The sequence below is a fragment of the Nocardia sp. NPDC004604 genome (genome assembly GCF_040609795.1).
Taxonomy (GTDB): domain Bacteria; phylum Actinomycetota; class Actinomycetes; order Mycobacteriales; family Mycobacteriaceae; genus Nocardia.
In genome coordinates, this window is record NZ_JBEXLC010000001.1 from 252640 (window position 1) to 271438 (window position 18799).

Annotated in this window: 15 protein-coding genes; all 15 read left to right on the top strand. The window is 67.3% G+C overall.

Annotated elements, in window-relative coordinates:
- Nucleotides 1-2 precede the first annotated feature (2 nt).
- The 15 genes from ABZW16_RS01230 to ABZW16_RS01300 all read left to right on the top strand — a co-directional run bounded on the left by ABZW16_RS01230 (nt 3) and on the right by ABZW16_RS01300 (nt 18343).
- On the top strand, nt 3-863 hold the full coding sequence (locus ABZW16_RS01230) for an SAM-dependent methyltransferase (protein ID WP_354950856.1): 861 nt from the start codon (nt 3-5) through the stop codon (nt 861-863).
- Nucleotides 864-1056: 193 nt separating this feature from the next.
- Nucleotides 1057-1692 carry a bifunctional pyr operon transcriptional regulator/uracil phosphoribosyltransferase PyrR gene (gene pyrR, locus ABZW16_RS01235; RefSeq protein ID WP_354950858.1) on the top strand — a complete coding sequence of 212 codons (636 nt, stop codon included), beginning with the start codon at nt 1057-1059 and terminating at the stop codon, nt 1690-1692.
- Between the two features lie 73 nt (nt 1693-1765).
- Nucleotides 1766-2722, top strand: coding sequence for an aspartate carbamoyltransferase catalytic subunit (locus ABZW16_RS01240; RefSeq protein ID WP_354950860.1), 957 nt, complete (start codon nt 1766-1768; stop codon nt 2720-2722).
- Complete coding sequence (locus tag ABZW16_RS01245; protein WP_354950862.1) at nt 2719-4017, top strand: dihydroorotase; 1299 nt, start codon at nt 2719-2721, stop codon at nt 4015-4017. Before ABZW16_RS01240 ends, ABZW16_RS01245 begins: the two co-directional genes overlap by 4 nt.
- Nucleotides 4018-4512: a transporter gene (locus tag ABZW16_RS01250; RefSeq protein WP_354950864.1), complete on the top strand. Its 495-nt coding sequence runs from the start codon at nt 4018-4020 to the stop codon at nt 4510-4512.
- Nucleotides 4513-4553: 41 nt separating this feature from the next.
- Entirely contained in the window at nt 4554-5675 is a 1122-nt protein-coding gene (gene carA, locus ABZW16_RS01255; protein WP_354950866.1) for a glutamine-hydrolyzing carbamoyl-phosphate synthase small subunit, read from the top strand.
- The gene (gene carB, locus ABZW16_RS01260; RefSeq protein ID WP_354950868.1) at nt 5675-8983 is read left to right on the top strand and encodes a carbamoyl-phosphate synthase large subunit; all 3309 of its coding nucleotides are present in this window, start codon (nt 5675-5677) and stop codon (nt 8981-8983) included. The genes carA and carB overlap by 1 nt, the downstream gene beginning before the upstream one ends.
- A 28-nt stretch (nt 8984-9011) precedes the next feature.
- Nucleotides 9012-9836, top strand: a complete 825-nt coding sequence (gene pyrF / locus ABZW16_RS01265) for an orotidine-5'-phosphate decarboxylase (RefSeq protein WP_354950870.1) — start codon at nt 9012-9014, stop codon at nt 9834-9836.
- Nucleotides 9837-10461: 625 nt separating this feature from the next.
- Nucleotides 10462-10779 (top strand): integration host factor, actinobacterial type, encoded by a 318-nt coding sequence (mihF, locus tag ABZW16_RS01270; protein WP_062993489.1) that lies wholly within the window; start codon nt 10462-10464, stop codon nt 10777-10779.
- Nucleotides 10780-10787: 8 nt separating this feature from the next.
- On the top strand, nt 10788-11372 hold the full coding sequence (gene gmk / locus ABZW16_RS01275) for a guanylate kinase (RefSeq protein ID WP_354950872.1): 585 nt from the start codon (nt 10788-10790) through the stop codon (nt 11370-11372).
- Nucleotides 11373-11431: 59 nt separating this feature from the next.
- Nucleotides 11432-11713 (top strand): DNA-directed RNA polymerase subunit omega, encoded by a 282-nt coding sequence (gene rpoZ / locus ABZW16_RS01280; protein ID WP_354950874.1) that lies wholly within the window; start codon nt 11432-11434, stop codon nt 11711-11713.
- A gap of 51 nt (nt 11714-11764) precedes the next feature.
- Nucleotides 11765-12988: a bifunctional phosphopantothenoylcysteine decarboxylase/phosphopantothenate--cysteine ligase CoaBC gene (gene coaBC / locus ABZW16_RS01285; RefSeq protein WP_354950876.1), complete on the top strand. Its 1224-nt coding sequence runs from the start codon at nt 11765-11767 to the stop codon at nt 12986-12988.
- Nucleotides 12989-13274: 286 nt separating this feature from the next.
- Entirely contained in the window at nt 13275-14489 is a 1215-nt protein-coding gene (metK, locus tag ABZW16_RS01290) for a methionine adenosyltransferase (RefSeq protein WP_354950878.1), read from the top strand.
- Nucleotides 14490-14565: 76 nt separating this feature from the next.
- On the top strand, nt 14566-17838 hold the full coding sequence (locus ABZW16_RS01295) for a hypothetical protein (protein ID WP_354950920.1): 3273 nt from the start codon (nt 14566-14568) through the stop codon (nt 17836-17838).
- Nucleotides 17839-17935: 97 nt separating this feature from the next.
- Nucleotides 17936-18343: a subtilase-type protease inhibitor gene (locus tag ABZW16_RS01300; protein WP_354950880.1), complete on the top strand. Its 408-nt coding sequence runs from the start codon at nt 17936-17938 to the stop codon at nt 18341-18343.
- Nucleotides 18344-18799: the final 456 nt, after the last annotated feature.

Below are 18799 nucleotides of genomic sequence, written 5' to 3' on the forward strand. Positions count from 1 at the left end.
CAATGACCGAAACGCATCCGAAGGTGCCGACGGCGGGTGTGGCGTTGACCGCGATCGGAGTCGCGGTGATCCGAGCCAAGGAATCCGCGCGGCCGGACCGGCTGTACGACGATCCGTTCGCGCGGTTGTTCGTGGATGCCGCGCGCCGCGCCTATGACGACGTCGACGGGGGCGCGGAGCGCTGGGTGCGGCTCGAACAGGTCGCGGAGACGTTCTTCGAGGGCCGCACGGTCGGTGTCCGGCTCGTCGATGACCGGGTCGCCGAGGCGATCGAACAGGGGATACGCCAAATCGTGCTGATCGGCGCGGGTCTGGACACCAGAGCATTTCGCATGCCGCTGCCCGCCGATGTGCGAGTGTTCGAGATCGATCTGCCGGAGCTTTTCGCATTCAAGGAGCCGGTCCTCGCCGCGGCGCAGGCGGTACCGCGCTGCGAACGCGCGGTGCTGGCTACCGATTTGCGCGAGGACTGGGCAAAGTTGCTCGGTGAGTGCGGGTTTCGGCCGGAACTGCCGACGCACTGGGTGGATGAGGGCGTCCTCGGCTATCTGACCCACGAATATGCGCTGCACGTGGTCACCACACTGACCGAATTATCCGCTCCGGGAAGCCGTTTCGGCGTCAGCCGCTTCGCCGTCGACGAAAATGCCCGACCCTATACCGAACTCAAACGGCTGGTCCGTGGTGACGAGGGGGTGGACCGGTCGCGCACCGGCCTCGGGGCCGATGCCAGAACCTGGCTGGACGAACACGGCTGGCGCACCGAATTCCACAGCTGGGACGATATGGTCGCAGCCTTCGACCGGCCCGTGGCGTTGCACGATCCGGAGATCGGAGTCGTTGTCGCGGTGCGTGAGCCTTAACGGTGTCGATTGCGTCGCGCTGCCCGGAATGCCCGAAGGATCCGAAACGTGCGGGCGACCGGCGCACCGGGCTCGGGTGGCCCTGCTCACAGCAGGATATGCCTGGTTAAGGCCGGGTAATCGGCGCTGCTAGGCTGCATGCCGTAAGACATCCTTTAACGGACCGTCCGGTGAGGCGGGGAAGGAGGTCGGCATGGCCGTGCCCGAGGAACGGGCCGCCAAGTCCGGCGCTGCCGAAACGTCGCAGCGACACACCCCGGAGTGGGTGAGCGCGGGACGTGAGCTGTTGTCTCCTTCCGACGTCGGCCGGACCATCGCGCGCATCGCGCATCAGATCATCGAGAAGACCGCCCTGGATTCGGGCGAGCCGGACGTACCGCGCGTGGTGCTGATCGGCATTCCTACCCGCGGCACCACGCTCGCCGCGCGGCTCACCGACAAGATCGAGGAATTCTCCGGCGTACGCCCGGCACTTGGCTCGCTCGATATCACCCTCTATCGCGACGATCTGCGCAGCCGCCCGCACCGCCCGCTGGAACGGACCTCGGTGCCCGATGGCGGTATCGAAGACGCACTGGTCGTGCTGGTCGATGACGTGCTCTTCTCCGGCCGCACCGTTCGCTCCGCCCTCGACGGTCTGCGTGATCTCGGCCGCCCCCGCGCCGTCCAACTCGCGGTGCTCATCGACCGCGGTCATCGCGAACTCCCCATCCGTGCGGATTTCGTCGGCAAGAACGTGCCGACCTCCCGCAGCGAGGACATCTCTGTACTGCTCACCGAACACGACGGCCGCGACGGCGTCTACTTGCATCAGGAGGAAGCGCAGTGAACCGGCTCGCCGGATCCGACCCCGGCCTCGACCAGCGCATTCGCGGTCGTCGCGTGGTGCGGGAGGTGGCGGCGTGAAGCATCTGCTGACGGTGACCGACCTGAGCCGCGCCACTGCCACGGAACTGCTCGACGAGGCCGAACGCTTCGAACAGGCGCTGCTCGGTCGCGAGGTGAAGAAGCTGCCGACCCTGCGCGGCCGCACGGTGATGACCGTCTTCTATGAGAACTCGACGCGCACCCGAGTGTCCTTCGAGGTCGCGGGCAAGTGGATGAGCGCGGACGTGATCAATGTCAGCGCCAGCAGCTCGTCGGTCTCCAAGGGCGAATCGCTGCGTGACACCGCGCTCACCCTGCACGCCGCCGGTGCCGATGCGCTGATCGTTCGGCATCCGGCTTCCGGTGCCGCACACCAGATCGCGCGGTGGATGGATGCCTGGGCAGCGGCCGAGGGCCGCTCCGGTCCGGCGATCATCAATGCGGGTGACGGCACCCACCAGCACCCCACCCAGGCACTGCTCGACGCGCTGACCCTGCGGCAGCGTCTCGGCGATATCGAGGGCAAGCGTGTCGTCATCGTCGGCGATATTCTGCACAGCCGGGTCGCGCGCTCGAATGTGTTCCTGCTGAACACCCTCGGCGCAGAAGTGGTACTGGTCGCGCCGCGCACGCTGCTGCCGGTCGGCGCGGAAACCTGGCCGGCGCGGATCGCACATAGCCTGGACGCCGAATTGCCCGGTGCGGATGCGGTGCTCATGCTGCGGGTGCAGCAGGAGCGGATGAACGGCGGATTCTTCCCGTCGGCCCGCGAATACTCGGTCAACTACGGGCTGTCCGAGCGCAGGCTCGCGATGCTGGACGCGGACGCGGTGGTGCTGCATCCCGGCCCGATGCTGCGCGGTATGGAAATCGCCTCGCCCGTGGCGGATTCATCGCAGGCGGCGATCCTGCAACAGGTGACGAACGGAGTGCATATGCGGATGGCCGTGCTGTTCCGGCTGCTGGTCGGTACCCAGGAGGCTGCCGCATGAGTCTGCTGCTGAAGGGTGTTCGGCCGTACGGCGAGGGCGAGCCGATCGACGTATTCGTGCGCGACGGCATGATCGCCGCCATCGGCACCGATCTCGACACCGGCGAGGACACCGAGGTCATCGACGCGCAGGGCCAGATCTTGCTGCCCGGGTTCGTCGATCTGCACACCCATTTGCGCGAGCCGGGCCGCGAGGACACCGAGACCATCGAAACCGGTTCCGCCGCAGCGGCACTCGGCGGCTACACCGCGGTCTTCGCCATGGCCAATACCAATCCGGTGGCCGATTCGGTGGTCGTCACCGATCACGTGTGGCGGCGCGGCCAGGAGATCGGCCTGGTCGATGTGTATCCGGTGGGTGCGGTCACCGTCGGCCTGGAAGGTAAGCAACTCGCCGAAATGGGCACCATGGCCGCCGGAGTCGGCGCGGTGCGCATGTTCTCCGATGACGGCCACTGCGTCTACGACCCGCTGCTCATGCGCCGCGCGCTGGAGTACTCGAACTCCCTCGGTGTATTGATCGCCCAGCATGCCGAGGAGCCGCGCCTGACCAAGGGCGCTGTCGCACATGAGGGTCCGACCGCGGCCCGCCTCGGCCTGGCCGGTTGGCCGCGCGCCGCGGAGGAGTCGATCGTCGCGCGCGACGCATTGCTGGCCCGCGACGCCGGTGCCCGCGTGCACATCTGTCACGCCTCCACCGCTGGCACCGTCGAACTGGTGAAATGGGCCAAGGCACAGGGCATTTCGATTACTGCCGAGGTCACCCCGCACCATCTGCTGCTCGACGATTCGCGCCTGGAGACCTACGACGCGGTCAATAAGGTGAACCCGCCGCTGCGCGAGGTCTCCGATACCGTCGCACTGCGGCAGGCGCTGGCCGAGGGGATTGTCGACTGCGTCGCCACCGACCATGCCCCGCATGCCGAACAGGACAAGTGCTGCGAATTCGCCGTCGCCCGCCCCGGCATGCTCGGCCTGGAGACCGCGCTGTCGATCATCGTGCAGACCATGGTCGAACCCGGCCTGCTGGACTGGCGCGGCGTCGCCCGGGTGATGAGCGAGCGTCCGGCCGAGATCGTCGGACTCGACGGGCACGGTCGCCCGATCGAGGTGGGCGAACCGGCCAATCTCACGCTGGTCGATCCGGATACGACCTGGACCGTGCGGGCCGCCGAGCTCGCCAGCATTTCGAACAACACGCCGTTCGACGATATGACGTTCCCGGCTCGGGTGACAACGACGTTGCTGCGAGGCCGGGTAACCGCCCGTGAGGGCAAGGCGGTGGGAGGTCCGTAAGTGGAAAGAACGCTGTGGGTGGTCGGGCTGCTCGTGCTGTTCGCCCTGTGCATCTGGCTGATGTATCGCGGCTGGCAGAACCGCGCCGCACGCCAGGTGGCACGCATCGGCGAACTACCACATGTGCCGGGTGATCTCGGCGCCCAGGTGCTCGAGCCGACCACCGGGCTGTATCTCGGCAGCACCATCGCGCCCAGCTGGCAGGACCGGATCACGGTGGGCGACTTGGGTTTCCGGGCCACGGCGGAACTCACGCGGTTCGAACGGGGGATTCTGCTCGAGCGCGACGGTGCGACGGTGCTGTGGATTCCGCAGGAATCCATTACGGCCGTGCGGACCGAACGCGGACATGCGGGCAAGGTAATGACGGAAGATGGAGTGCTGGTAATTCGCTGGAAGCTGCCGACCGGAACCGAGATAGATACCGGTTTCCGAGGTGACGACAAGACGGTGTACCCGGCGTGGGCCAGGGCGATGACGGGAGACGACGAATGAATGCAGGATCGCGGAGCGATTCGATGGGGGGCGGTGGCCGGGTGGCGGGAGGGCAAGAACAGGCAGCTTTGGTGCTCGAGGACGGTCGGGTTTTCCGCGGCACGGCCTTCGGTGCTGTTGGCGAAACACTCGGTGAGGCGGTGTTCTGCACCGCGATGACCGGGTACCAGGAGACCCTCACCGACCCCAGCTATCACCGCCAGATCGTGGTGGCCGCGGCCCCGCAGATCGGCAATACCGGCTGGAACGACGAGGACGACGAATCCGCCAAGATCTGGGTCGCCGGATACGCGGTCCGCGACGCCTCGCGGGTCGCGTCGAACTGGCGCTCCACCGGCACCCTGCAGGACCAGCTGGACCGCCAGCACGTCGTCGGCATTGCAGGCATCGACACCCGCGCGCTGGTGCGCCACCTGCGCACCCGCGGTTCGATGAAGGCGGGCATCTTCTCCGGCGCGGCGCTGGCCGACGCCGATGAATTGCTGGCCCGCGTCAACGGCCAGCCCTCGATGCTCGGCGCCGACCTGGCCGAAGAGGTCAGCACCGACGCGCTGTACACGATCGAACCGAGCGGTGACCGGCGCTTCACCGTGGTCGCGGTCGATCTCGGCATCAAGACCAACACGCCGCGCATGTTCGCCCAGCGCGGCATGCGGGTGCACGTGGTGCCCTCGACCGTCACCCTGGACCAGATCCGGGAGCTGAAGCCGGACGGCGTCTTCCTGTCCAACGGTCCCGGTGACCCGGCCACCCAGGACGGTGCGGTCGCGATCACCCAGGGGGTGCTGGAGCAGGGCCTGCCGCTGTTCGGCATCTGCTTCGGCAACCAGATCCTCGGCCGCGCCCTCGGCCGCAAGACCTACAAGATGAAGTTCGGCCACCGCGGTATCAATATCCCGGTTGTCGAGCATGAGACCGGGCGGATCTCGATCACCGCGCAGAACCACGGCTTCGCACTGGAAGGTGAGCAGGGCGAGCAGTTCGACACCCCGTTCGGCAAGGCCGAGGTCAGCCACATCTGCGCCAATGACGGCACCGTCGAGGGCGTCCGCCTGGTGAACGGCCGCGCGTTCTCGGTGCAGTACCACCCGGAGGCCGCCGCCGGACCCCATGACGCCGCCTATCTCTTCGACCGTTTCGCCGGTCTCATGGAAGGAGCCTGATGCCTCGCCGCGAGGATCTGAAGCACATCCTGGTGATCGGCTCTGGCCCGATCGTCATCGGCCAGGCCTGCGAATTCGACTACTCCGGCACCCAGGCGTGCCGGGTGCTGCGGGCCGAGGGCCTGCGGGTATCGCTGGTGAACTCCAACCCGGCGACCATCATGACCGACCCGGAATTCGCCGATTCCACCTACGTGGAGCCGATTACGCCGGAGTTCGTCGAGAAGGTCATCGAAAAGGAGCGCCCCGACGCCATTCTCGCCACCCTGGGCGGGCAGACCGCGCTGAACACGGCCGTCGCCCTGCACGAACGCGGTGTGCTGCAGAAGTACAACGTCGAGCTGATCGGCGCCGACTTCGAGGCCATCCAGCGCGGTGAGGACCGGCAGAAGTTCAAGGACATTGTCGCCAAGGTCGGCGGCGAGAGCGCGCGTTCCCGGGTCTGCCACACCATGGACGAGGTCCGCGACACCGTTGCGGAACTGGGCTTTCCGGTGGTCGTGCGGCCGTCGTTCACGATGGGCGGCCTCGGCTCGGGCATGGCCTACAACCATGAGGACCTCGATCGCATCGCGGGCGGCGGTCTGGCCGCCTCGCCCACCGCGAATGTGCTCATCGAGGAATCCATCCTGGGCTGGAAGGAATACGAACTCGAGCTGATGCGCGACGGCCGCGACAATGTCGTGGTGGTCTGCTCGATCGAGAATGTGGACCCGATGGGCGTGCACACCGGTGACTCGGTCACCGTCGCCCCGGCCATGACCCTCACCGACCGCGAATACCAGCGGCTGCGCGACCTCGGCATCGACATTCTGCGCGAGGTCGGCGTCGACACCGGCGGCTGCAATATCCAGTTCGCGGTGAACCCGGCCGACGGGCGCCTGATCGTCATCGAGATGAACCCGCGGGTCTCGCGATCGTCCGCATTGGCTTCCAAGGCAACGGGTTTCCCGATCGCCAAGATCGCGGCCAAGTTGGCCATCGGCTACACCCTGGACGAGATCGTCAACGACATCACCAAGGAAACCCCGGCCTGTTTCGAGCCGACCCTGGACTACGTGGTCGTCAAGGCACCGCGGTTCGCGTTCGAGAAGTTCCCGGGTGCCGATGCCACGCTGACCACCACCATGAAGTCGGTCGGCGAGGCCATGTCGCTGGGCCGCAACTTTGCCGAGGCGCTCGGTAAGGTGCTGCGCTCGCTGGAGACCAAGGCCGCGGGCTTCTGGACCCAGGACGACGGCAAGTGGACCGATACCGAAGCCGTCCTGGAAGACCTGCGCACCCCGACCGAGGGACGCATCTACCAGGTCGAGCGTGCGCTGCGGCTAGGCGCCGGCATCGCGGACGTCGCCAAGGCTTCCGGCATCGACCCCTGGTTCGTCGCGGAAGTGGCCGGGCTCGTCGAACTGCGCCGGGAGGTCATCGACGCACCCGTGCTCGACGAAGCGCTGCTGCGCCGCGCCAAGCACTACGGCCTCTCCGATCGCCAGATCGCCGCGCTGCGACCGGAATTGGCGGGCGAGACCGGCGTACGCGCCCTGCGTCACCGGCTCGATATCCGTCCAGTCTTCAAGACCGTCGACACCTGCGCCGCCGAATTCGAGGCCAAGACGCCCTACCACTACTCGACCTACGAACTCGACCCCGCCGCCGAGTCCGAGGTCGCGCCGCAGCGCGAGCGCGAGAAGGTGATCATCCTCGGTTCGGGCCCGAACCGCATCGGTCAGGGCATCGAGTTCGACTACTCGTGTGTCCACGCGGCGCAGACGCTGTCGCAGTCCGGGTACGAGACGGTGATGGTCAACTGCAATCCGGAGACCGTCTCCACCGATTACGACACCGCAGATCGACTCTACTTCGAGCCGCTGACCTTCGAGGACGTGCTCGAGGTCTACCACGCCGAAACCGAGTCCGGCACCGTTGCCGGTGTGATCGTGCAGCTCGGCGGGCAGACCCCGCTCGGGCTGGCGCAGCGCCTCACCGACGCCGGTGTGCCGGTGGTCGGCACCAGTGCCGCCGCCATCGACCTGGCCGAGGACCGAGGCGAATTCGGCGATGTGCTGGTCGCCGCGGGTCTGCCCGCGCCGAAGTACGGCACCGCGACCACCTTCGCGCAGGCCAAGAAGATCGCCGCAAGCATCGGCTACCCGGTGCTGGTGCGCCCGTCCTATGTGCTCGGCGGGCGTGGCATGGAGATCGTTTACGACGAGGCCTCGCTGGAGGGCTATATCTCCAGGGCCACCGAGCTCAGCCCGGAACATCCGGTGCTGGTCGATCGCTTCCTGGAAGACGCCATCGAGATCGATGTCGACGCGCTCTGCGACGGTGACGAGGTCTACCTCGGCGGTGTGATGGAGCACATCGAAGAGGCGGGCATCCACTCCGGCGACTCCGCGTGCGCGCTGCCGCCGATCACCTTGGGCCGCAGCGATATCGAGGCGGTGCGCCGCTCCACCATTGCGCTTGCCAAGGGCATCGGCGTCAAGGGACTGCTCAATGTGCAGTACGCGCTCAAGGACGATGTGCTCTACGTGCTCGAGGCGAATCCGCGGGCGAGCCGGACGGTTCCGTTCGTATCCAAGGCCACGGCGGTGCCGCTGGCCAAGGCGGCCGCGCGGATCACCATGGGCGCGACCATCGCCGAACTTCGCAAGGAGGGCATGCTGCCCGCCGAGGGCGATGGCGGCCATGTGCCGCTCGACGCGCCGGTCGCGGTCAAGGAAGCGGTACTGCCGTTCCACCGGTTCCGCAAGGCCGACGGCAGCGGTGTGGATTCGCTGCTCTCGCCCGAAATGAAGTCCACCGGTGAGGTCATGGGCATCGACGCCGATTTCGGCACCGCCTTCGCCAAGAGCCAGTCCGCGGCTTACGGTTCGCTGCCGACCGAGGGCACCGTCTTCGTCTCGATCGCCAACCGGGACAAGCGCGCGATGGTGTTTCCGGTCAAGCGCCTCAACGATCTCGGCTTCCGGATCCTGGCCACCGAGGGCACGGCGGAAATGCTGCGTCGCAACGGAATTCCCTGCGAACAGGTGCGCAAGCACTCCGAGGACGGTCCGGCCGACCAGCCGACCATTGTGGAGCAGATCCGCGACGGTGAGGTCGATATGGTGTTCAACACCCCCTACGGCAACTCCGGGCCGCGCGTGGACGGCTACGAGATCCGCACCGCTGCGGTGGGCGTGAACATCCCGTGCATCACCACGGTGCAGGGTGCGGCCGCCGCGGTGCAGGGCATCGAGGCGAGTATCAACGGCGGCATCGGGGTGCGCTCACTGCAGGAACTGCATTCGGTGCTGCGTGGCTGAGGCGGCGACGGACGAGGGAGGCGCGGCGATGAAGACATTCGGTGCCCGATTGCAGCACGCCATGCGGCATTTCGGGCCACTGTGCGTCGGCATCGATCCGCATCCCGGCCTGCTCGAGTCCTGGGGCCTCACCGACGATGTCGACGGTGTCGAGAAGTTCGCCGAGATCTGCGTCGAGGCCTTCGACGGTGAGGTCGCGCTGATCAAACCGCAGGTCGCCTTTTTCGAGGCCTACGGTTCCGGTGGCATCGCGGTGCTGGAGCGCACCATCGAGGTGCTGCGCGCCTCGGGCACCCTGGTGCTGGCCGACGCCAAACGCGGCGATATCGGCTCCACCATGGCCGCCTACGCGCGCACCTGGCTCGCCGATGGCCCGCTCGGATCGGATGCGGTGACGGTCTCGCCGTATCTCGGATTCGGTTCCCTCGCACCGGCTTTGACGCAGGCGCAGGCGAACGGCCGCGGTGTCTTCGTGCTCGCCGCCACCTCGAACCCCGAAGGTGCGCAGGTGCAACGGGCGCTGGCGGCGGACGGTCGCACGGTGGCGCAGACGATGGTCGACGCGGCGGCACAGTGCAATGCGGGGCAGGAGTTCGGTTCGGTCGGCATTGTGCTCGGAGCCACACTCACCGAGGCGCCGGACCTCGCGGCGCTCAACGGTCCGATCTTGATGCCGGGCGTGGGCGCGCAGGGCGGCGGCCCGGAAACCGTGCGTGAGCTGGTCTCGGATCAGCAGCTGCACGCGGTTGTGCCGAATGCCTCGCGCGAGGTGCTGCGCCACGGCCCGTCCGTATCGGCACTGCGTGCCAAGGTGAGCGCATTGCAGGAGGAGTTCGCCTTCCTGCGGCGATAACGCGGCGATGATGACGGTGGACCGGCGCTTCGGCGTCGGTCCATTCTGCGTTTCCGGGGTGGGCGGTGTCGGCTGAGCGGGGATGACATGTCATATCGAACAGCTGTGCGCCCCGCTGCGCCGTTTTCCCCGCCATCTGGCACACCGATGGCCGACCCGGCGTTCTGATCGATCACGGGCCGCGCTGGCGCGGCACAGGGTGCCGCTCATGCCCACCGTGCCACCCTTCGGGCGATCGCCGGTAGGGCCGGAAGACTCGAAATCGGTCGATTCGCGCGTCCGACACGCGCAAGAACAACGCGACACGCGGAAAAATCCGAGAAACTTCCAGGTCGGACGAGCGACCGGTTGCTGGCGTGGTGCGGGTTGTCGCCGCTATCGCTCCGCTAACCGAATGAATCTATGAAAAACCCCTGCTCGTGGGGCATTTCGAGCTTTCGGCGGTAGGATCACCGCAGCGATCGACGCGCTGTGCGCATCCCGCCGCGCCCACCCCTACGATATCGGCGAATCATGCGCTGACCTGGGGGGTGGGTTCGCAATCGAGGAACGTCGTGGGTACGGTCGCTGGGACTGCTGGGTTACCGGCAGGAGTTAATGCAATGAACGATGAGACGGAGGAACCGTGGCCCTTCCCCAGCTGACTGACGAGCAGCGCGCCGCTGCTTTGGAGAAGGCGGCTGCCGCTCGCCGTGCTCGGGCGGAGCTCAAGGAGCGCCTGAAGCGTGGCGGCACCGACCTGAAGCAGGTCCTCACCGACGCCGAAACCGATGAGATCCTCGGCAAGATGAAGGTGTCGGCTCTGCTGGAGGCCCTGCCCAAGGTGGGCAAGGTCAAGGCGGCGGAGATCATGAGCGAGCTGGAGATCGCCCCCACCCGGCGGCTGCGCGGACTGGGTGATCGGCAGCGCAAGGCGCTGCTCGCCCGATTCGACTTCGCCTGACCACCAAGGTGGTCGAAAACACGCGGAAGGGTCGACTGGTTGTACTGGTCGGCCCCTCGGCCGTGGGTAAGTCGACCGTGGTCCGTTGCGTCCGCGAGCGACTTCCCCAACTGGTCTTCAGCGTGTCGGCGACAACCCGGGCCCCACGGCCCGGGGAGGTCGACGGCCGCGACTACCGGTTCGTGTCCCGGCAGGAGTTCGACGCCATGATCGAGGCAGGCGAACTTCTCGAGTGGGCCGATATCCACGGGGGACTTCAGCGCTCCGGCACCCCGGCCGAACCGGTGCGTACCGCAATGGCGGCCGGTCTGCCGGTGCTCGTCGAGGTGGACCTCGAGGGTGCGCGGTCGGTGCGCAAGGCCATCCCGGAGGCGCTGCTGGTCTTCCTCGCCCCGCCCAGCTGGGACGAATTGGTATCCCGGCTGACCTCGCGCGGTACCGAATCGCCCGAGGTGATCGCACGCAGGTTGGATACCGCCAGGACCGAATTGGCGGCCTGTGACGAGTTCGACATGGTCATAGTGAACGACGAGGTGACCAGCGCCTGTGAGCAGTTGGTATCGTTGTTCGTTAGCACAAATTCGAGTTCGTGACAGGCTCACGCTCGAAATAACCCAGCCCGAAGAACCGATCCCCGCAGGAGCCCACACAAGTGAGCAGTACGGACATCAAGCCCGCGCCCGCATACGACACTCCGATCGGCCTCACCAACCCGCCGATCGACGAGTTGCTGGAGCGCACCTCGTCCAAGTATGCGCTGGTGATCTACGCGGCCAAGCGGGCCCGCCAGATCAATGACTACTACAACCAGCTCGGCGACGGCATTCTCGAGTACGTCGGTCCGCTGGTCGAGCCGGGTCTGCAGGAAAAGCCGCTCTCGGTCGCGATGCGAGAAATCCACTCCGACCTGCTCGAGCACTCCGAAGGCGAATAGCAGGCTCGTCGAACTCCCCGCTCAGGCGGGGATCAGCCCACCGGAGGGGTAGTGACCACACGGATCGTCGTCGGCGTCGGCGGCGGAATCGCTGCTTATAAGGCTTGCTCGATCGTGCGCCGGTTCACCGAAACCGGGCACCAGGTGCGGGTGATCCCCACCGAGTCGGCGCTGCAGTTCGTCGGCAAGGCAACGTTCGAGGCACTGTCCGGGAACCCGGTGCACACCGATGTGTTCACCGATGTACCCGAGGTGCCGCATGTGCGGTTGGGCCAGGAGGCGGACCTGGTGGTCATCGCCCCGGCGACCGCCGATCTGATGGCGCGGGCCGCGCACGGCCGCGCCGACGATCTACTCACCGCCACGCTCCTCACGGCCCGATGTCCGGTGTTGTTCGCGCCCGCGATGCATACCGAGATGTGGGAGCATCCGGCCACCGTCGCCAATGTCGCGGCGCTGCGCTCGCACGGTGCGATCGTCATGGAACCCGCGTCGGGCCGGTTGACCGGCGCCGACACGGGTCCCGGCCGGTTGCCCGAGCCCGAGGAGATCTTCGGGCTCGCGACGCTGCTGCTGGAACGCGCCGACGCCATCCCGCGTGATCTGGTGGGCCGCCGCGTGGTCATCACCGCGGGCGGAACCAGAGAACCGCTGGATCCGGTGCGTTTCCTGGGCAATCGCAGCTCCGGCAAGCAGGGCTACGCGCTGGCGCGGGTCGCCGCGCAGCGCGGTGCCCACGTGACGTTGATCGCGGGCAATACGATCGAGATGGCCGCACCCGCCGCCGTCGATCTGGTGCACATCACCACCGCTGAACAGCTCAAGACCGCCGTCGAGAAGCATGCGCTCGGTGCGGACGCGGTGATCATGGCCGCCGCCGTCGCCGATTTCCGGCCGACAACGGTGGCCGCGGCCAAGATCAAAAAGGGTGCACACGAGCCCGATGTGATCCCGCTGACCAAGACCGACGATATTCTCGCCGGGTTGGTCCAGGCGCGCCGCGATGGTCAACTGCCCGGAACCGCGATCGTCGGCTTCGCCGCCGAGACCGGTGACGAGCACGGCGATGTGCTCACGCACGCGCGGGCCAAACTGGCGCGTAAAGGCTGCGACCTGCTGGTCGTCAACGCGGTCGGTGAGGGCAAGGCGTTCGAGGTCGATACCAACGACGGCTGGCTACTCGGCGCCGACGGCACCGAACAGGCGCTCGATCACGGGTCGAAGGCGTTGCTCGCCAGCCGGGTGCTGGACGCGCTCGGTCCGCTGCTGCGCTGAGACCCGGTGCGGTGCTTGGAAATACATGCACCGAAAACATTTGGTGGAAGCGCCGCCGATGCATGGTTAGGCTGGTGGTCGACCGCAACCCGGACTGGTCGACGTGTTGGAGGCTGGAGCCCCGGCCCGACACGTTGACGGATTCAATAGTCTGAGACAGTTGCCTGTCGTCAGCTCCATCGTGTCGGTGGTTTGGAATAGTCTGAGATGAAGGATTGTGTGGTGGACGCATCGCGTTACCGTCGCAATTCGATACGAGTAACCCGTTGAGGGAGAGGGAAGAACTGTGCCCACGTCTGGCAGCCGCCTTTTCACCAGTGAGTCCGTGACCGAAGGTCATCCGGACAAGATCTGTGACGCCATCAGCGATTCCATCCTCGACGCCCTGCTCGCGGAAGACCCGCGTAGCCGGGTCGCGGTGGAGACCCTCGTGACCACCGGTCAGGTCCACGTCGCGGGTGAGGTCACTACTTCGGCCTATGCGGATATTCCCAAAATCGTCCGTGAAAAGGTCCTGGAAATCGGATACGACTCATCCGCAAAGGGTTTCGACGGCAATTCCTGCGGTGTGAATATCGCGATCGGCGCGCAGTCGCCGGATATCGCGCAGGGCGTGGACACCTCGCACGAGGCGCGCACTGCCGGATCCCATGACGAGATCGAACGTCAGGGCGCCGGGGACCAGGGCCTGATGTTCGGCTACGCCAACACCGACACTCCCGAGCTGATGCCGCTGCCGATCGCGCTCGCGCACCGCCTCTCGCGTCGGCTGACCGAGGTTCGCAAGTCCGGTGTGCTGCCGTACCTGCGTCCCGATGGCAAGACCCAGGTCACCATCGAATATGACGGCGACCGCCCGGTCCGCCTGGATACGGTCGTGATCTCCACCCAGCACGCCGCCGATATCGACCTGGACAACCTCCTGGCACCCGATATCCGCGAGAAGGTCGTCGACGCGGTGCTCGCCGATCTCGACCTGCCCGCGCCGCTGGATGTCTCCAATATTCGTCTGCTGGTGAACCCCACCGGCAAGTTCGTGCTCGGTGGTCCGATGGGTGATGCCGGTCTGACCGGTCGCAAGATCATCGTCGACACCTACGGTGGCATGGCCCGCCACGGTGGCGGCGCGTTCTCCGGTAAGGATCCGTCGAAGGTGGACCGCTCGGCCGCCTACGCCATGCGCTGGGTTGCCAAGAATGTCGTCGCGGCCGGACTTTCCGACCGGGTCGAGGTTCAGGTCGCCTACGCCATCGGTAAGGCCGCACCGGTCGGTCTGTTCGTCGAGACCTTCGGCACCGAGAAGGTCGACCCGGCGCGCATTGCCACGGCCATCACCGAGGTCTTCGACCTGCGGCCCGGCGCGATCATTCGCGATCTGGACCTGCTGCGGCCGATCTACGCGCCGACCGCCGCGTACGGCCACTTCGGCCGCACCGACATCGACCTGCCCTGGGAGCACACCGACCGCGCCGACAAGTTGCGCGCGGCTGTGGGACTGTAGGCACATCGGGGTCCGCGTGCGCGAACCCACAGCGGACCTCTCCGCCATGGCTTCCGCCGACGCCGGTGCCGCAGTCATGGCAACGCACGATTCGACAACAGCGGGACATCCGATCGCACGGGTGCTCCCGCTGTTGTCGCCTGCGCATCTGGACCGCGACTTCGACTACCTGGTGCCCCCGGAACTGGACGAACTCGCCCAACCCGGCGTTCGGGTCCGCGTCCGCTTCGCGGGCCGCCTCGTCGACGGCTACATCCTGGCCCGCCTGTCGCACAGCGACCACACCGGGAAAATGGTCAAACTCGAACGCGTGGTCTCCGCCGAACGCGTCTTGACCCCGGAAATCCTTCGGCTGGCCACCTCGGTAGCCGCCCGCTACGCGGGCACCCGCGCCGACGTCCTGCGCCTCGCCATCCCGCCCCGCCATGCGCGCACCGAGAACGGCGGCCCGAAGAAGTCAGCTGAATCCCAAGAGCCGCAGCAGGATTCTGCTACGCCTCCGCGTCGAGCCGTCGAATCCAGCACCTTGCGCGCGCCGTTGGACAGCGAACTCGTCGACGATCCCGCTGCGGAACCGACTGCCGCCGTCCCCGATGCGCCATCCGCCGCTGCCCGACGCGACGCACCGTTGGGTGCCGACCCGCAACGGGCGTCCTCCGGTTCGGGGTCACCAGAGGCGGCCGGGACCGACTTCGCCCCCTCCGCCGTTGGAGTAGATGCACCAGCCGCGGTCACTGATTCACTCGATGCGACGCCGAAGGCTGACGGCGGAGGTGCATCAGCGGGTGCGATCGATTCCGCTGCGGCGGTGAATGCGGTAGCGGCGCTGACTGATTCGCCGGATGCACCCGTGAGCGGCTCAGTACCGGGGGCGCCGAGGACCGACTCTGGCGTGGGGGTAGATGCCGCAGCGGCGGTCGGTGATTCCTTCGATGCGCGGCCAATGGGTGACACAGTGGGCGCACGGGCGGATGTGAGCGAGCCCGTTGCGCAGGTGAATGTGATGGCAGCGCAGGCTGGTTCGCCGGAAGCACCGGCACTCGGGGCGGCGGGGACCGACTCTGCCGAAGAGGTGGATGCTGCAGTGGGGGTTGGTGATTCATTCGAAGGGGGGTCGGCGGCCGACGCTGGAGGTGTATCTGCGAATGCGAGCGAGTCAGCTGCATCGGTGAATGCGGTAGTGGCGCTGACCGGTTCGCCGGTTGCATCGGTGAGCGGCCCAGCATCTGGGGTGGCGGCGGTCGGCTCTGCCGTCGAAGCCTTAGGGGTGGATGCTGCAGTGGGGGTTGGTGATTCATTCGAAGGGCGGTCGGCGGCCGACGGAGAAGGTGCACCGGCGGATGTGAGTGAATCCGTTGCGGCGGTGAATGTGGTGGCGGCGCGGGCTGATTCGCCGGATGCTCCGGTTGCGGGCGGACCAGTGTCCGGTGTGGCAGCGACAGACTCTGCCGACTCCGCCGAACGGGTGGATGCCGCGGCTGTGGGCGCGGAATCGTTCGATGCGTCGCTGGCGGCTGACGCTGTAGGTGCAGCGGATGGGGTCGAGCTCGCCATGCCGGTGAATGCGGTAGTGGCGGTGACCGATTCGGCGGATGCACCGGTGGCGGGCGGCAGGAAGGCGCCCAGCACGCACCATTCGTCCGATACAGCGGTGGGCACAACAATGGGGAGCAGTGCGGAACCGGATGTGCAGGGTGCTGGTGCGTGCCGCGAATCGGGGGGACCGTCCGGGGCTGTTGCGGTGAATCTGGATGCGTGGGGGCGGTATGTCCACGGGAGGCCGTTTGTCGGTGCGCTGGGGCAGGGGAAGGGGGTGCGGGCAGGGTGGCAGGCGGTGCCGGGGGAGGATTGGGCGCGGCGGTTGGCGGAGTTGGCCGCGGTGGTCGCGGGGCGGGGGCGCAGTGCGATTCTTATGGTGCCGGATCAGCGGGATCTGGATCGGGTGTTGGCGGAGTGTGTTCGGCTGGTGGGGGATTCGGCGGTCGGATTGGCGGCGGGTTTGGGTCCGGCGGCGCGGTATCGGCGGTGGCTGGCTGCATTGCGGGGGAGCGCGCGGGTAATTGTCGGGACCCGGAGTGCGGTCTTCGCGCCCGCTCATGATCTGGGGCTGATCGCGATCTGGGATGACGGTGACGACACCTATGCCGAGCCGCGTGCGCCGTATCCCCATGCGCGAGAGGTCGCGATGCTGCGGGCGCATGAGACAGGGGCGGCATTCGTTGCGGGGGGATTTGCGCGGACGGCGGAGATCCAGGCCGTGGTGGACTCGGGGTGGGCGCACGATCTGATCGCCGATCGTGCCGTGGTGCGCAAGCTTTCGCCGCGGATCAGTGCACCGGGTGACTCCGATATCGCGATGGAGCGCGATCCCGTCGCGCGGGCCGTTCGCATTCCCGCGGTGGGATATGCCGCCGCGCGATCGGCGCTGAAGGAGGGGGTGGCGGTCCTGGTGCAGGTGCCGCGGCGCGGGTACATTCCGGCGCTCGCCTGTGCGAAATGCCGTACGCCCGCACGATGTCGGCACTGCAACGGCCCACTTGCCCTGCCGGATGGGCGAGCCGGGCATCGCGGCGAGACCGCGCACAGTCCGGCATGCCGGTGGTGCGGTATCACCGAGGCCGCATTCCGTTGTCCCGCCTGCGCTTCCAGGGCGCTGCGCGCGGTGGTGATCGGCGCGGCGCGCACCGCTGAGGAACTCGGTCGCGCCTTTCCCGGCGTGCCGATTCGCGGATCCAGCGGCGGCGCGATCCTCGATACGGTGGAACCGGGCCCGCAGGTGATCGTCGCGACCGTCGGCGCCGAACCGGTGCTGCCCGGTGGCTACGGTGTTGCGCTGCTGCTCGACGGCTGGGCCCTGCTCAGCCGCGCGGACCTGCGCGCCGCCGAGGACACGCTGCGCCGGTGGATGTCGGCAGCGGCCCTGGTCCGCAACCACGGCCAGGTCATCGTCATGGCCGAACCCTCGCTGCCGACCGTGCAGGCATTGCTGCGCTGGGATCCGGTCGGCCATGCCCGTGCCGAGTTGGCGAGCCGCGCCGAGGTCGGCTTCCCACCCGCGGTCCGCATGGCCGCCATCGACGGCACTTCCGACTCGATTGCCGAACTGCTCTCGGCTGCAAAGCTTCCGGATAGTGTCGACCGCCTCGGCCCGGTGCCACTCCCGCCCGGCGCCCGCAAACCCTTCGACAGCGGCGATTCTCCTGCCGAAGTCGAGCGCATGCTGCTGCGCGTCAACCGCGCCTCGGGTGCCGCCCTCGCCCGCGCCCTCACCGCCGCCCAGGCCATCCGCAGCACCCACCGCTCCGACGCCCCCCTCCGCGTCCAAATCGACCCGGTCGACATCGGCTGACACTCGCCCGCCATTTGCTGCGCGAACTGTCGCCGGCGTGCCGACTTGTGCCGACCGACCGTGGTGCCGTGCCTGCTGTGGTTGAGTGGGGCCGATGATGACCAACTCGCTTCGCACCATCGCTACCATCTGCCTTGCGATCGCCACCGCCGCACTGTCAGCGGCACCGGCAGGCGCGGACCCCGAGCAGTCCGAGCTATCGCTGAGCGTCAGCAAGGGCGATGCGCAGAGTCCTAATGCGGAGCAGGTCACGCTGACGTGCGATCCCGCGGCCGGTAGCCATCCCGCCGCGAGCGAGGCGTGTGCAGCGCTGACGGCCGCCGATGGCGCTTTCGACAAACTAGCGGGCTCTCCCGGCGTCCGCTGCATGAAGATCTACGCCCCGGTCACCGCGACGGCCGCAGGTACCTGGCACGGCCGAAACTTCCAGTGGCAGAAGACCTTCGGCAACAGTTGCGAACTACGCGCCGCCACCACCCCACTCTTCGACTTCTTCACCAGCTGAACCGGCACCCCGCGCTAGGCCGCGTCCCTCTGCATCCCCCTAACTGCACGAAGCAGCGTCTGCCCGCCAGTGGTTGCCACGCATAGTGTGCAGCTTGTGCGCCGTGGCTGAAACCGTGTGTGAGAGCTGTCGTAAGGCCTCCGCCAACCGACCGCCTTCGCATGCCAGGCCACCGTTGGCGGCGCCGAACAGTTGCGGCCTGCAACCCGCGCATAGGAGGCCAGCGCACCGCAGCTGAACCGTGTCCGAGAGCCGTTGCGGTGCCACCCCGCACCGACCTCCTCCGACGAAAGGAGCTGCGGTCCGCGCCAACTGGGCAGCATGGACTGCACGGCAGATTCGGGCGTGACCATGCGCGTGGCGTTTGCCTCATCGAGGCCTAGGATGACTGTTCCTCCGCCAGGGTGGTTCGCCAAGGCCGAGAGTGTACTGGTTAGCGAGTCCGGTAATCCTCCC

What these genes read in the sequence shown, in the direction of transcription:
- ABZW16_RS01230 (WP_354950856.1), top strand. Translation starts at nt 3, where the DNA reads ATGACCGAAACGCATCCGAAGGTGCCGACGGCGGGTGTGGCGTTGACC.
- pyrR (WP_354950858.1), top strand. Translation starts at nt 1,057, where the DNA reads ATGGCCGTGCCCGAGGAACGGGCCGCCAAGTCCGGCGCTGCCGAAACG.
- ABZW16_RS01245 (WP_354950862.1), top strand. Translation starts at nt 2,719, where the DNA reads ATGAGTCTGCTGCTGAAGGGTGTTCGGCCGTACGGCGAGGGCGAGCCG.
- carB (WP_354950868.1), top strand. Translation starts at nt 5,675, where the DNA reads ATGCCTCGCCGCGAGGATCTGAAGCACATCCTGGTGATCGGCTCTGGC.
- pyrF (WP_354950870.1), top strand. Translation starts at nt 9,012, where the DNA reads ATGAAGACATTCGGTGCCCGATTGCAGCACGCCATGCGGCATTTCGGG.
- ABZW16_RS01295 (WP_354950920.1), top strand. Translation starts at nt 14,566, where the DNA reads ATGGCAACGCACGATTCGACAACAGCGGGACATCCGATCGCACGGGTG.
- ABZW16_RS01300 (WP_354950880.1), top strand. Translation starts at nt 17,936, where the DNA reads ATGACCAACTCGCTTCGCACCATCGCTACCATCTGCCTTGCGATCGCC.